General features: G+C 46.2%; 10 protein-coding genes. 6 read left to right on the top strand and 4 right to left on the bottom strand.

Annotation, left to right across the window (positions count from 1 at the left end; all coding sequences use genetic code 11):
* Positions 1-243: 243 nt before the first annotated feature.
* The 3 genes from A9237_RS24235 to A9237_RS24245 form a co-directional block, all read right to left on the bottom strand.
* Positions 244-1,671, bottom strand: coding sequence for a sucrose-6-phosphate hydrolase (locus A9237_RS24235; RefSeq protein ID WP_078609924.1), 1,428 nt, complete (start codon positions 1,669-1,671; stop codon positions 244-246).
* A gap of 52 nt (positions 1,672-1,723) precedes the next feature.
* A complete protein-coding gene (locus A9237_RS24240) occupies positions 1,724-3,088 on the bottom strand; it encodes a PTS transporter subunit EIIC (protein WP_038894400.1) in 1,365 nt (454 codons plus the stop codon).
* Positions 3,089-3,321: 233 nt separating this feature from the next.
* Positions 3,322-4,050: a GntR family transcriptional regulator gene (locus A9237_RS24245; RefSeq protein WP_078609925.1), complete on the bottom strand. Its 729-nt coding sequence runs from the start codon at positions 4,048-4,050 to the stop codon at positions 3,322-3,324.
* 128 nt (positions 4,051-4,178) lie between these two features.
* Between A9237_RS24245 and A9237_RS24250 the strand changes: the two genes are divergently transcribed.
* The 5 genes from A9237_RS24250 to A9237_RS24275 all read left to right on the top strand — a co-directional run bounded on the left by A9237_RS24250 (position 4,179) and on the right by A9237_RS24275 (position 10,987).
* Positions 4,179-5,063, top strand: a complete 885-nt coding sequence (locus tag A9237_RS24250) for a LysR family transcriptional regulator (protein ID WP_078609926.1) — start codon at positions 4,179-4,181, stop codon at positions 5,061-5,063.
* Positions 5,064-5,182: 119 nt separating this feature from the next.
* Positions 5,183-6,187 carry an N-acetyltransferase DgcN gene (gene dgcN / locus A9237_RS24255; RefSeq protein ID WP_078609927.1) on the top strand — a complete coding sequence of 335 codons (1,005 nt, stop codon included), beginning with the start codon at positions 5,183-5,185 and terminating at the stop codon, positions 6,185-6,187.
* Positions 6,188-6,213: 26 nt separating this feature from the next.
* Positions 6,214-7,200 carry an N-acetyl-D-Glu racemase DgcA gene (dgcA, locus tag A9237_RS24260; RefSeq protein WP_009706369.1) on the top strand — a complete coding sequence of 329 codons (987 nt, stop codon included), beginning with the start codon at positions 6,214-6,216 and terminating at the stop codon, positions 7,198-7,200.
* A 309-nt stretch (positions 7,201-7,509) separates the two neighbouring features.
* Positions 7,510-9,534 carry an elongation factor G gene (gene fusA, locus A9237_RS24270; RefSeq protein WP_078610246.1) on the top strand — a complete coding sequence of 675 codons (2,025 nt, stop codon included), beginning with the start codon at positions 7,510-7,512 and terminating at the stop codon, positions 9,532-9,534.
* Positions 9,535-9,664: 130 nt separating this feature from the next.
* Positions 9,665-10,987, top strand: coding sequence for an IS4 family transposase (locus A9237_RS24275; protein WP_078607672.1), 1,323 nt, complete (start codon positions 9,665-9,667; stop codon positions 10,985-10,987).
* 57 nt (positions 10,988-11,044) lie between these two features.
* Here A9237_RS24275 and A9237_RS24280 read toward each other — a convergent pair whose 3' ends face one another.
* Positions 11,045-11,239 carry a hypothetical protein gene (locus A9237_RS24280; RefSeq protein ID WP_009697894.1) on the bottom strand — a complete coding sequence of 65 codons (195 nt, stop codon included), beginning with the start codon at positions 11,237-11,239 and terminating at the stop codon, positions 11,045-11,047.
* Positions 11,240-11,575: 336 nt separating this feature from the next.
* Here A9237_RS24280 and A9237_RS24285 point away from each other — a divergent pair, with 336 nt between their 5' ends.
* Positions 11,576-14,590 carry an EAL domain-containing protein gene (locus A9237_RS24285; protein ID WP_078609928.1) on the top strand — a complete coding sequence of 1,005 codons (3,015 nt, stop codon included), beginning with the start codon at positions 11,576-11,578 and terminating at the stop codon, positions 14,588-14,590.
* Positions 14,591-14,615: the final 25 nt, after the last annotated feature.

A 14,615-nucleotide genomic window follows, 5' to 3' on the forward strand; every position in this document is an offset into this window, starting at 1 on the left:
GCTAGACTAGATCACGATTTTAGATCTTTGATTATTTACCTTTAATTACAGCAACTTAAATATAAAAATTTATAATTATCGGATTTTAAAGCAATTTTTTGAGTGAAATTGATAGAAATCAAACTCATTCATATGAGCATTGTGACATGACAGATATCACAAAATTTATGAATCAATTTCATTGCTAAATAGCAGGCACAAAAAAGGCCACCAAGTTGGTGGCCAAAAACCAATCCGAAACTGCTAGCAGTAAGAGATCGGGGACAAGTAATGCAGTGTTGCTTGAGCCTGTTTGAGCTCGATGTTGCACAGATCATCAATAAAGATCCGCGAGGTGAAAACCGTCTTACCGCTGTCGGCAAAAATCTCGATCGCAGAGTTATCCACGAAGATACGAATACGCTGTGCTTGTTCAAGTCGCTTGGCATAACGAACGGTACCAAAAGCCTCAGCATGCAAATGAGAAACATGAGTTCGATCTAGGGTGAACTCATGTTGATCACCACTAAATACCATTCGCTCACCTTTCTGATTGGATAGAGCCAAAGAGAAAGCGCCATCAACATGAAGATCGACCTCAAATGCTTGAGAATCCAACGAATGTGAACCGTCGACTTCGACAGAATCTTTGCGTAACGCTTCCAATTCTTGTAATGGGCTTTGAATGAGGTAATCCCCTTCAATGGTCAAGACACGAGGTAGCGTCAGCATATGCGCCCAGCGGTTCTTATCGGTTGGGTATTCACTCTTCGAGTTACCCAACCAACCAATCAGAATACGTCGCTGCTGATCATCGAGATAGGTTTGAGGAGCATAGAAATCAAAACCTTTATCCAACTCTCGGTAACCCTGGTTAGGAAAGACTTTGTTTTCGAAATCAATGCGCTCGCCCACCATGTAAACCACAGAGAAAACGTTCTTCAGGTCATATTTACTCTCTGAGCTTACGCCTTGAGGAGAGAAGATAAACACGCCGTTTTCATCTTGTTCGTAATAGTTAGGGCATTCCCACATATAACCGAAGTCACCCAGACCCACATCAATATTGCCTTGATAGTGGTAATCATCGATATCTGAACCGTGATAATAAGCAAGCTTGCCTTTTTCATCATGCCCTTGAGCACCTATCAGCATGTGGTAACCGTCGTCGCGAGTGACTAATACTGGATCACGGAATTCTTGCGTGTACGCATCGGAATTAAACTCAACCACGACACCTTTTTTCTCGATATTGCCTTGTTTATCCATCACCGCGAGTGCTTGTGTTGGCAAGCCTTTCCCCTCTTCACTCAGAAGGTTGGCGGTGTAAAACAAGTACAATTCGTCATTGTGAGGAACACCCACACCCGTATAACAACCGTGATGGTCGTAGTCTTGGTCTGGATACATCGCAATGCCGCGATCGTTAAAGTTAACGAAGTCATTGGTCGATACGTGATACCAATGCTTCAAACCGTGCACGGGGCCTAATGGAAACCACTGATAGAAAATATGATGCTCGCCATTAAAGTAGCTCAGACCATTTGGGTCATTCACTAAACCATGATGCGGGGCAATGTGGTAGCTCGGATAAAACGGGTCTGTTTTCGTTTTATGCTTAATGTCTGCCAAATATTCCGCGCTCACCTCATCGATTCTCACAAATCGATTTTGGCGATTAGAAAAATCCATAACGACTCCAAAAAGAGAAAGCACTCCCGCTAAACAACGGGAGTGAAAAGAATTACTTTGGTTCTTTGTAGAACAGTTTTGTTAGAGCGAACGCCGACACTGCACCCACCAGCATGACAAGCATGTACATGCCTAGACCACCGCCGAGGTACAACAACATACCTGGTAACATGGTTGCACCTGTACCCGCGGAGCCGATGCCTGCAATAGCACCAAGACAGCCACCAATCGCACCACCAACACAGCCGTATAGGAAAGGCTTAACGCGAGGAAGCGTAATCGCAAACATGGCAGGCTCTGTGATACCAAATAGTGCAGGAAGTGCGGCGCCAAACATGCCAGAGCGTTTTACTTTGTCTGTTTGCATGGTCATGACCGCCATCGCCGCACCAAACTGACCGGCAATCGCCGCTGTACCAAGTGGGTTGATGTAGTCGAAGCCTGTGTCTGTCACCATCGCAATCGTGATTGGAACGATAGTGTGGTGCATGCCTGTCACGGCCATAAATTGAATAGCACCACCGTAAATCAAACCACCGATACCGTAAGGAATTTGCAAGAAGTACAGCACCGCCTCAGTAATCAGTTTCTCGATACCAAGCAGCAATGGGCCTACGAATACTAAGCCAGCAATCAGAGACACCAACAGGGTAATGAAAGGCGTGAGGATCAAGTCCAACACTTCTGGAATGTGTTTGCGCGAAGTGCGCTCTACCATCGCCGCGAACCAACCCATAAATACAGCAGGAAGAATCGAGCTTTGCAGACCAGTAACTGCGATATCAAAACCCATAAACGGAATGATCATGGCTTCAGCGTTGCCAAAGGCTACATCCCACTTACTCGCCAATTGCGGCGCAACTAGCATCAGGCCGAGCACAATACCTAGAACTGGGTTACCACCAAACACGCGCATCGCTGACCAAGTCACCAAAACTGGGATAAAGATAAATGCCGTGTCGGTCAGAACTTGTGAAAGCGTGTTTAACTGTGGTGATAGCTCCATGCCAAAACCGTTGACGAGCAAACCACGTAAGCCCATCAAAAGACCCGTAGCAACCAGTGCTGGAATAATGGCAACAAAGATATCAGAGAAGGTACGCGTCACTGCTTGAAAGGTGCTGACTTTGTCTTTCTTCTCTTCGGTTTGTGGCGCTTCTTCAATCGCTTCATTGCCTTTCATAATGGCAAATACTTTACCCACAAACCCGGTACCCAAGATCACTTGGTGCTGTCCGTTTTGGAAGAAGTAACCGTGTACTCCTTCTGTCGCGCTGAGTCCTTCCGCGTCTACTAGTCCATCGTCCTTGGCCACAACACGCAGTCGTGTTGCACAGTGATTAAGTTGTGCGATGTTGCCCTCACCACCTAGCAAGGACATCACTTTACTCGCTACAACTTTCGCATCTCGCGCCATAATTTTTGTCTCCAAAGAGTGCAAAGAAATAACAACCTGTATTCAACTTGTATTTATCGTAATACAGGTTAGATACAGGTTGTATTTTTCATTCTCGTTTTTTGTCACACGTCACACTTGTTATTGATTCAAAATGCATGGAGTTGCTTAGTTATTAAACCTATAAATAAAAAAATAGCCCACATCGGTGGGCTATTTTTCAATTCGTTCAATATTCGTTTAATTCAAGGTCTTTAAACTCGTGCGGTGATTTCAAAGTCGTACAAACTCGACTTGTAGTAAACGATGGAATACTCGTATACCCTTTGTTCTTCATAGAAGTTCTGAGATTGGTTGATCAAGATAGGATCCAGCTTATCGACCGCCAACAGTTTCTGTGCCGCATCATCCGGTAAGGCAGGAATCAATTTCTGCTGCGTTTTCACCATCTCAATGCCATGACGACTTAAGTATTCGAACTTTGAGCCTTCAAGATCTTGCTGCGTTAAGTTAGGCAAAAGAACACGAGGAATATAGAACTCCTCATAAGAGACAACCTGATCATTAATCAGACGTAAACGACGAGCAAAATTCACTGGCTCACCTTGAGCTATATTGAGTTTTTCAGCGACTAACTCGTCTGCAGGAACCACTTCAAACGCATCCACAATGTTCTTAGCTTCTAACCCTGAGCCTGCCGCTTCTTGAGCAAAACCAGACATGGACAAGAAATCATGACGCAATTTGTTGGATTTAACGAACGTCCCTTTGCCTTTTTCTGAGAAGGTGTAGCCCAAATCATTAAGTTGTTGAAGCGCTTTACGAACCGTCACTCGACTGACTTTGAGTAACTCCACCAGTTGATTTTCCGATGGAAGCTTACTGCCTGCAGGGTAAATACCTTTATCAATTTCGCGCTTTAATTCATCCGCGACTTGAATGTACAGCGGCTGCAAACTTTTTTGATCAAATAACTCAGTCATAATTCCGTGAAAACTAAGGGGTTACCAACTCATCTTACTCAAGCTGAGGGCAATTACCAACTATTGTTAAAAGGCGTAAGAATTGGATAAGCTAGCTTCTAGCTCAAACGAAACAACAGGAAACCGCAGTGAATTTAAGACAATTGGAAGTCTTTTACGCCATCATGCAGACCGGAACCGTTTCTGGTGCCGCGCGCCTATTGCATGTATCGCAACCTAATGTCACTCGAGTACTTGCCCATACGGAACAACAACTTAGCTTTGCCCTGTTTGAGCGTGTCAAAGGCCGCTTAGTACCGACCCAAGAAGCCAAAGCCCTACTGCCAGAGGCCGAGAAAGTTTACCAACAGCTTGGGCAATTTCGTTCCCTCACCAATAAGGTGAAACAAGGCACTCAGCATTTAAGAGTCGGAGCTCCGCCTGTCTTGGCTTCCCAACTGCTTGCTCCAACGGTTGCTACACTGTCGAGGCAACAAGGCATCTCATTTGAACTTTTAACCGCAAACCGTGATGAGCTGTGTTCAGGCTTACTTAAGCACGAATTGGATGTAGCGATTGCCTTTGGTGAAGAAACGCCACCCGCGATTTTGAGTGAAGTGTTACTCAAGCAACAACTTGTTCTGATTGCGCCAAAAGAAGCGCTCAGTTCAACTGAGGACTCGGTATCGTTTGATGATTTGATTCAGCACGAATTGCCAATCATCGGCTTGGACAGTCGAGACCCACTCGGTTTATTGCTACATCAAACACTCTCTGCGCGTGATGAACATTATCACCATGCGATCACAGTACGCAGTTACGCCGCAGCCGCCGAGCTAGTCAAGCATCATGCGGGGTTTGCGATTGTCGACCCATGGACAGCAAAACAGTATCAAGGTGATGAATCGGTAAGCGTGCGCTCACTTTTTCCAGCGCTGTCATTTTCTATTTCTATCTTGTTTGCGGAACACACACCGCAATCCATATCGACCAAGCTTTTCATTGAGTCGTTAAAGCAGCATGTTAATCAGTAAGTTAGCACTCATGCTCACCTATAACCTCAAGTTATAGGCGCACAACAAATAGGCATTCGGCTTCCCTCTTCAAACTGACTACATTGTCTGAAAACATACGAATGACAGAGGGAACCATCATGCAAATTGCTCTACCTTACCTACTTTTTCTTGGCGACGTCACCGATCCATTAGCCGCAAAAACCGCGCGCGGTATCCATCAATGGCGCCCAGAGATTTGTTTAGGTCAGCTTCGTCTTACGTCAGAAACCGTTTCATTAGGTTTAACCGACATGACGCTGCAACAAGCTCAGCAGCAAGGCGCAAAAACGCTCGTTATCGGTACAGCAAACCCTGGCGGTGTTATTCCTGAATCATGGCAGGCGACGTTACTGGAAGCGGCGGAAATGGGGTTTGAAATTGCCTCGGGTATGCATCAACGTCTTTCTGAATTCGCGCCTTTGAATGACTTACAGCAACGCGCTTTAACCAAATTGCACGATGTGCGCCATTATGATGAACCGCTGAAAGTGGGCAATGGTAAAGCGCGCTCGGGTAAACGCTTACTAACGGTTGGCACCGACTGCTCGGTTGGAAAAATGTTCTCAGCCCTCGCGATTGAGAAAGCCTTACAGCAATCGGGTTGTAAAGCTGAGTTCAAAGCCACAGGTCAAACGGGCATCTTAGTTGCAGGCAGTGGTATTTCGATTGATGCTGTTGTCGCGGACTTTATCTCTGGTGCGGTGGAAGCCATTAGTCCTGAGTTTACTGACCACGAATGGGACATCATTGAAGGGCAAGGTTCACTATTCAATCCGTCTTTTGCTGGCGTGAGTTTAGGCTTGCTTCACGGCGCACAAGCAGACGCTTTGGTATTGTGTCACGAGATCGGTCGCCCGCACATTCGCAACCTTCCTCATGCTAAGTTGCCAACGATTGAACAAACCATCGAAGCGAATTTACAAGCTGCACGTTTAACAAACTCTGACACACGTCTTGTCGGAATCTGCTTGAATACTTCTGCAATCAGTGAAGATGATGCCGCACAGCTTTGCCAAGACTGGACTGAGAAATACCAAGTACCAGTGACCGATCCTGTGCGTTTTGGCGTAGAGCAAATTGCTCAACACATTATTGCGATTTAAGTTGCGATTTAAGGATTGTAGACGCGATGAAAATTCATGTAGAGCCCGTCACCATTGCGATGGCGACGCCTTTCCGTATATCACGTGGCAGCAGAACCGAATGCCACGTGGTACGAGTAACCATAGAGCAGAACGGCATCAGTGCCCAAGGTGAATGTACGCCTTATCCCCGTTACGGCGAGTCGGTGGAATCGGTGATCAAAGCCATTTCTCAAGCCGCCCATGAACTGCAAGGCTTGTTTGCCAAAGGCGATGCGAACATAGTCTCCCTTAGAGAAAAGCTGCAAACCCTTCTCCCAGGTGGTGCGGCACGTAATGCACTCGACTGTGCGATGTGGAACTTACAAGCTAAACTAGCGGGCAAGCAACACACTCAAGATTTATTTGAACTGCCAGCATCGATTGTCACTGCGATGACTGTGTCGATTAACACACCAGAGGCGATGGCAAACCAGACCCGTAGTTACATCGAACAAGGCGCAAAACTACTTAAAGTGAAGCTCGATGGCGAACAAGTGATTGAACGTGTTCGCGCAGTTCGTGAAGCGGCAGGCGATGCGATGATCGTGCTGGATGCGAACGAAGCATGGCAAGAACTGGATTTAGACGCCACCTTTGCCGCGCTAGCGCCACTGAATATTGCGATGATTGAGCAGCCTTTGCCATCGAATGACGATGAAAAGCTAAAAGACATTTCGCACCCAATTCCACTTTGTGCCGATGAAAGTTGCCATACACGCCAACAATTGCACGAATTGGTAGGCAAATACGAAATGGTCAACATCAAGCTCGACAAGACAGGTGGTCTAACCGAAGCCCTACTGCTTGCAGAAGAAGCGAAACGCCTTGGCTTTACCTTGATGTCAGGTTGCATGCTAGGCACTTCACTAGCGATGCGAGCAGCCCTACCCATCGCTGTGCAGTCGAAAGTGGTCGACTTAGATGGTCCGGTTTTACTGGGTCAGGATGTTGAACCAGCTTTGGTGTATCGAGAAGGTGAAATCGTCCTGTAAAGGGTCAGTGATCACCCCATCACCCATTTCATGACCTAGATTAAAAAACAATCACCGTCAGCATGAAATAAGTCACATAAATTACGGGGTTATTACGGCATGCTAATACCGTAGTAACCTCTAATGCGCTTTTTCAGCAAGGTGGTGGTTGTATGTATAGAGTCATCCGAAAAATGACATGGAAGACGAAAAGGCGGTAAACCCGCCCTACTCCAATGCAGTTCGTGCCTGATATCAGGTTTGCTTTGGAACCGTTGATTGGCCGCTAAAGGCTCACTCGGTTTCGCACGTCATTTGCAAGGAGGCTCTATGCCTATCAATAAGATCCGCAACGTCGCCTTTGTCGGTCAAACGGGTACCGGCAAAACCACACTGATAGAAAAACTGCTCTACACCTGCCAAGCTACCAACCATTTAGGTTGTGTGGAAAAAGGCGATACGGTGACCGATTTCGACCAACAATCCATCCAATATCAACACAGTATCGAAGCCACCCCAGTTGCCTTAAGTTGGAACAAACACCGCCTCAATATCATCGACACTCCCGGACAAAGTGAATTACTCGGACGCACACTCAGCGTGTTCCCTGCCGTTGAAACTTCCGCGTTGATCATCGACCCACAAATGCCCATCAACCAAACGTCTGACCGCTTGTTCGCCTTTGCTAAAGAGCAGCAAAAGTGCCAGATGATCATCATCAACAAGCTCGACAATCACGGTAACCAACTTGAAGCAGTGATGGAAAACATCATCGAACACTTCGGTGACAACTGCTTACCAATCAACTTACCTTCAGCCGATGCTCAATCGGTCGTAGATTGCTATTTCGAACCAGAGATCGAACGCGACACTTTGCTCGCTAAAGTCGAAGAAGCGCATGAAACCTTAATAGACCAAGTGATTGAAGTCGATGAAGAGCTGATGGAACTGTATCTCGAACAAGGCTCAGAACTGACAGCAGAACAGCTGCATGATCCGTTTGAAGAAGCGTTGCGAACCGGACACGTAATTCCAATCTGCTTTGTGTCGTCCGAAACAGGCGCGGGGGTAGAACTACTACTGAGAACCCTAGCGGAAATCATGCCGATGCCAAATGAGGGCAACCCACCGCTGTTGGAGAAAAACGGTAAAAAGGTCAAAGTAAACTGTGAAGCACTTGAGCACAGCGTAGCGCATGTGTACAAGATCAGCGTCGATCCTTACATGGGCAAACTCGCCTACTTGCGTGTTTACCAAGGTGAAATCAACGCAGGCAGCCAACTCTACATTGGCGAAAGCAACAAAGCGTTCAAAGTCGGTCATCTCTGCCAATTGCAAGGCAAAGACAGAACGGAGATCCCAAGGGCGCTTGCCGGCGATTTCTGTGTGCTCGCCAAAGTGGATGAGTTGGAATTTGATTCCATTGTTCATGACTCTCATGAAGAAGATGGCGTGCAACTCAAAACCCTCAACTTCCCAGATTCGATGTACTCACTATGCCTCAAACCCGTTAAACGTGGCGACGAACAAAAGCTTGGGGATGTACTGAATAAAATCGCCAGTGAAGACCCTTCTCTTCGAATCGAACATCGCGCACGCACTAATGAAACCATCATCAGTGGTCAGGGTGAATTCCACCTCAAAGTAGCGCTTGAGAAAATGTCTTCTGTTTACAAACTGGAAGTGGAGACCAGCCAACCAAGCGTCGAATACTTTGAGACCATAACCAAACCAGCAGAAGGTCATTATCGTCATAAGAAACAGAGCGGCGGTGCCGGTCAATTTGGTGAAGTGCAATTAAAAGTACGCCCACTCGAACGCGGCGCGGGCTTCAAGTTCATCAATAAAGTGGTAGGTGGTGCGATTCCTACGGCGCTGATCCCAGCGGTGGAAAAAGGCATTGTTCAAGCACTAGAAGAAGGAGCGATTTCTGGTAACCCAATCAAAGATGTCGAAGTAACCGTTTACGATGGTAAATACCACTCGGTTGACTCAAAAGAAATCGCGTTTGTCATCGCTGGTAAGAAAGCCTTCTTAGATGCGATCAACAACGCAGACCCGATTGTGCTCGAACCGATTGTTCAAATGGAGCTTCATATTCCAACCGCGAATGTGGGTGATGTATCCGGCGATTTATCTGGTAATCGCGGTCTTATTGAAGGTACCGAGCCTATCGACGCGAACTTCACTATGTTAAGAGCCAAATCTCCGGTCAACGAGCTGCAAGATTATGCTCGTCGTCTGCGCTCAATTACTGGCGGTGAAGGCAGTTTTAACATGACGCTCAGCCATTACGAACCAGCGCCACCAGCAGTACAAAAACAGGTCTGCAACGAAGCGACGCAGCAAAGCTAAGGCTTAACACATTTAACCTCACCAAACAAAAAACGCCCTCGAAACTTGAGTAATGCCGATCGGTTTAGAGACTTGAATGATCTTGGGATCATATGATAATCCTCACTAACAACGTTAGTGGGGATTTTTTATGTTTGCTCAAGAGTTGGTTTTGGCTCATGAAACGATAGAGGATGGTAAAAACTACGAGTCTGTAGTTAATGCCATTCAACTTGAATGGATAGAGCAAGCTTTGCTTGATACATCTAAAGCAAGTATTAGGAGACGACGTCTACCAGCGCAACAAGCGGTTTGGCTTGTTATTTGGATGGGACTGCAACGGAATAAATCAATTAAGGAAGTGTGTAGTTCTCTTGACTTAGCTCTTCAACCCGAACCTCAGAATACATGGTCTCGTGTTGCACCTAGTGTGCTAACTGACTCTAGGCGACGTTTAGATGAGGCTCCTCTTGCCGCTTTGTTTAAAACCTCTGTGGCGGCTTGGGAGAGCGACGCACTAGTAAAAGATAAGGTGCTAGGGCTAAGCATCATGGCCGTGGATGGTACAACTTTTCGTTGTCAAGATTCAGAAGACAATGCGCTAGCATTTGGATTCATCTCTCAAAAACATAAACCTTATCCTCAACTTCGCTTGGTCGGCCTAATGGCGACCGAGACTCGCTTTATGATGGGGGCTGCATTCGATGCTTGTCAGGTTGGCGAGGCAACGTTAGCTCGCAGATTATTAGCAGACGTGCCAGCCAACTCGCTAACATTGTTTGATCGTTGCTACTTTTCCGCCGACCTGTTGATATCGTGGAATGCAGCAGCCTCCAATAGTCACTGGCTAACCCCCTTAAAACGGAAATTAAGATATGAAGTCGTAGAGCACTTTGCTGAAAACGACATGCTTATTTCTATGCCTATCTCACCACAAGCTCAGCGTAATAACCCTAATTTACCGACTCATTGGCAGGCACGCCTCATCCTCTATAAAGACCCAAAAGGTGAAATTGAAGGCTTTATAACTTCCCTTGTTGACCCTGAGAAATACTCATTAGAAGATTTATTAGCTGTCTATTGGCAACGCTGGGAAATAGAAGAAGGTTACGGTGAGATAAAGCAAACTCAGCTACAAAGCGAGGTTACCTTGAGAAGTCGTTTTGCTGTTGGTGTTAGACAAGAGCTTTGGGGAATACTGCTAGCGTACAATTTGGTGCGCTTAGAGATGATTCATATTGCTCAAGACGCCGATGTAAGCCCAACTAGAGTCAGCTTTACAGCGGCAATAAACTTAATAGATACCCAGTTACGTTGGTTGGCACTTAGTCCTGATGGAACTCTACCGAGCAAACTCAAGCAAATGAGGGAGAGCATAAGTCACTTCATTTTACCGGATAAAAGAAAGGACCGAACGTATCCACGTTCAGTCCTTTTTGTCCCTACAAAATATCCATTTAGATATAAGCATTAATGCTTATCCGAACGGCATTACTCGAAACTTGAGGGCGTTGTTGTATTCATTTGAGGTCTATTTGTCTAACGACATACCAATATGTTCAAGCTTGGATTGGAACTGTTCAACACTGTCGGCTTTATAGGTAGGAGAACCGTTAAAATAGCGCGGCTTTTCTGGCAACATCGCGTTCTTGAGTTCTTGTTCCTGATCGACATTGTCATGGTACACCGTTACACGGTTTGGGATATCCTGTTTCATAAATGCCATTTTGGTTCTCCTTTGTTAAGACGAACCTTAAAGTTAGAGGTGGTTAAAAAATAATCAAAACAAGTTGTGTAAAAATTAGACATTCTCGACAGTTTTTATTGTTAAATCTGAAGCATTTTATAAAGCGAGCGTGAACTGAATTTTGACACTACGTCATCGAACTGGCAGCGAACTCATCCCATCCCCTACCAAACGTGCGCCTATTATCATTTCCACAAATTATGTCTTTTTTTTGAGATTTTAGTCAGTAATGTGTGGATGCAAATAGCCTCATATTCAACTTACTCATAGAGGCGACCTTTTTCTTTTTGAGTTTTACTCGACTTGCTGATTCAGATGAATAGACGTGTTTTTGATAAACGCCCAACCATTGGCATCATCTTGCCTATGTTGAGCGGTTTTTATATGGGAGAGCTTAACGCCACGTTGCGCCAAATGGCTAAGCAACATGGCGTTAATTTGGTATTTATTCGTAGCGGGCATCGCCGAGACTTCGACCTGTCTGTTGCTTTGCATCATCTCGATGCATTGATGGTGGTTTTGCATTCTGCATCCGATCATCTGGTGCAAACGGCGCTGAGCAAAGGCATTCCTGTTTTGTCTTTGGGCGCAAGCTACGCACCGCTTGATGTTGAGCAGTTCATCAGCATACAAAGTGACGGCGTAAAAGCCTTGTATCGCTGGCTGTTGGAGCAAGGACATCAACGCATTGGTTTTTGTGGTGACTTGTCGGTCAACGATGTACGTTCACGTTTTAAAGCCTACCAACATGCTGCTACACAGCATCAAGGGGCTTTCAATCCCGAAGATTTCTTTAGCGTTAGCAACTGCTCACTAGCGGGTGGACGAGAAGCTGCCGTTGAGTTCGTGCAGCGCAATTCGCAATGCACGGCGGTTATTTGTGCTACCGACCACAACGCCATTGGCATGATGGAGCAGCTTAAGCACTTGCAAGTTGCGGTACCAAATGAAGTCGCCGTGGTTGGTATTGATAACGTCTTCTTCGGTAAACAAACTCAGCCACCGTTAACCACTGCCGATCAGCAATTGGAAGTTCTGGCACGCCGAGCATTTAGCCGAGCTATCGAGCGCATTCAAGGGGCTGCGTTTTCAAACCAGATTAACCAAGTGCCACAGAAATTGGTTATCCGTCAGTCCTGCGGTAATCGCAATCCAACCTATGAATCAACAGAATGTCCGAACTCAATCCGTCATGCACTGCTGAATGTGGAAGGCCGCTCTCCGGCAGAGATTTTTGAGAACTTCTATTCCCAAGCTCAGAACGGTTTTAACTCCATTCTTGACGCTCAAAGCTTGTATGGCAACAACCTCGATTGGGCATGTTTAGCGCAGTGCGATCAGGAGCAATACCATATCGAGAGTTGGGTCGAACAAGGCATGACCCAGCCAACCACGTTGCCAAAACAGAGCACCGCAAGTGATGACATTCGTGACTTCCCTTTCCTTGAAGGCTGCGAACACTTTGTAGCAACAGTGATGCCAATTGCTACGGGGCAAAAAAATCAGTGGCAGTTAGTCGCCGTGGTCGATTCGCTTGAAGATCAACAAAACATCGGTACCCAATCGGTGTTCAACAACTATCTCGATATGTTATCTCTGTTCATCGAACGTGATGCGCTACTCAACACCAGCACCTTACGTCAAAAGAACTCACAACAACTGCTACAGCAACTCAAGGTGGTCTCAAACAGCTCAAATGATGGTATTTGGGACTGGGATTTGACCAGCAATAAACTGCGTTGGAACAGTCGTTTGGTCAACATGCTCGGCAATGAAAACATCTCCCACAAACGCTACATCGATTGCGATCAGCTGTTCCAATTTATTCATCCAGAAGACATCGACCAATTAGAAGAACACATCCAAGCTCACTTGGTCGATAAAGTGGCGTTCAAAACCGAATTTCGTATTCGCAAACACGACAACAGCTATATCTGGGTGCAAGCCAATGGTTCTGCAGTACGCAACGCACAAGGTCATGCGGTACGCTTTATCGGCTCAATGACGGACGTGACCGAGCAGCGAGAAAGCGCCGCGAAGATCCATCATATGGCGTATTTCGATGCGCTAACGGGGGTCGCCAACCGCCGCAAAATTATGGAAGAGATTGTTGAACACATCAGCGTCAACCCGGATAAGCCTCGTGCCATCATGTTGATGGATCTCAATCGCTTTAAAATGATCAACGACTCTTTCGGACACCATGTCGGCGACGCCTTACTTTGCCACATAACCAAAGAGTTAGAGAGTGTTTTGGTTGAGCCTCATACTATTGCGCGACTCGGCGGAGATGAATTCCTGTTCTTCTGTCATGTCAGCAATGCCGCCCAAGCCAACCAGATTGCTAGCATGATTTTACGTACCATCGAAAAGCCAATGATTCATGAAGAGATGGAATTGGTCAGCCAAGGCAGTTTAGGTATTTCCTTCTACCCATCGGATGGCCATAGCCCCGAAGAGCTGGTCAAAAAAGCCGATATCGCCATGTATCAAGCCAAGCAACTCGGCGGGCGCAAAGTGGTGCATTACAACGACACCATGGAAGCGACGACACAAAGCTTAATTAAGTTCGAACACCACCTAAATCGCGCTTTAGAACAAAGCGAAATTGATGTGTTCTACCAACCTCAGTTGTGCCACAAAACGCAGCGTGTGATCGCAGTAGAAGCCTTGGCTCGTTGGAAATCTGAAGCGCTTGGCTTTGTCCCGCCAAGTCAGTTTATTCAGGTAGCTGAAAACGCAGGTATGATCTCGCGATTGGGAGAATACATTCTCAATCGAGTCTGTCGTGACGTGCAGCAGTCGGCTTGGTTACAATCAATGAGCCATATTTCGGTCAACATCAGTGCTCGTCAGTTGGTACAGCCTTATTTTGCAGACGAGGTGATTCAAACCATCCTTAACTACCGATTGCCGTTGTCTCTGTTCTGCATCGAAATCACCGAAACAGCAGCCATTAGTGATTATGACTTGTGTGTGAAATCGCTTGAGAAGCTCAGAAAAGCGGGCATTACCATCTCTTTAGATGATTTCGGGACAGGCTTCTCTTCGTTGTCGTTATTGAAGAAGTTGCCATTGAGTGAAGTCAAAATCGACCGTTCTTTCATCGCCGACATCATCAAAGATCAATCCAACCTCGATTTCGTTTCCACTATGATTTTGATGGGCAGAAGTTTGGGTTATCGCGTGGTCGCCGAGGGGGTAGAAACCGCAGAGCATGTCTCTAGCTTAAGTGAACTCGGCGTGGATTTACTTCAAGGTTATTACTTCAGCAAACCCCAACCTATTTCTCAGCTAGAGCAACAATACACACCACTTGGTGCCGTTTAAAAATAACAAGGCGAGCTCATGTGCT

Origin of the sequence: Vibrio owensii (assembly GCF_002021755.1) — a bacterium.
Lineage (GTDB): Bacteria > Pseudomonadota > Gammaproteobacteria > Enterobacterales > Vibrionaceae > Vibrio > Vibrio owensii.

Coding starts and splice junctions, on each gene's coding strand:
- A9237_RS24235 (WP_078609924.1), bottom strand. CDS start 1,671: ATGGATTTTTCTAATCGCCAAAATCGATTTGTGAGAATCGATGAGGTG.
- A9237_RS24240 (WP_038894400.1), bottom strand. CDS start 3,088: ATGGCGCGAGATGCGAAAGTTGTAGCGAGTAAAGTGATGTCCTTGCTA.
- A9237_RS24245 (WP_078609925.1), bottom strand. CDS start 4,050: ATGACTGAGTTATTTGATCAAAAAAGTTTGCAGCCGCTGTACATTCAA.
- dgcN (WP_078609927.1), top strand. CDS start 5,183: ATGCAAATTGCTCTACCTTACCTACTTTTTCTTGGCGACGTCACCGAT.
- dgcA (WP_009706369.1), top strand. CDS start 6,214: ATGAAAATTCATGTAGAGCCCGTCACCATTGCGATGGCGACGCCTTTC.
- fusA (WP_078610246.1), top strand. CDS start 7,510: ATGCCTATCAATAAGATCCGCAACGTCGCCTTTGTCGGTCAAACGGGT.
- A9237_RS24275 (WP_078607672.1), top strand. CDS start 9,665: ATGTTTGCTCAAGAGTTGGTTTTGGCTCATGAAACGATAGAGGATGGT.
- A9237_RS24280 (WP_009697894.1), bottom strand. CDS start 11,239: ATGGCATTTATGAAACAGGATATCCCAAACCGTGTAACGGTGTACCAT.
- A9237_RS24285 (WP_078609928.1), top strand. CDS start 11,576: ATGAATAGACGTGTTTTTGATAAACGCCCAACCATTGGCATCATCTTG.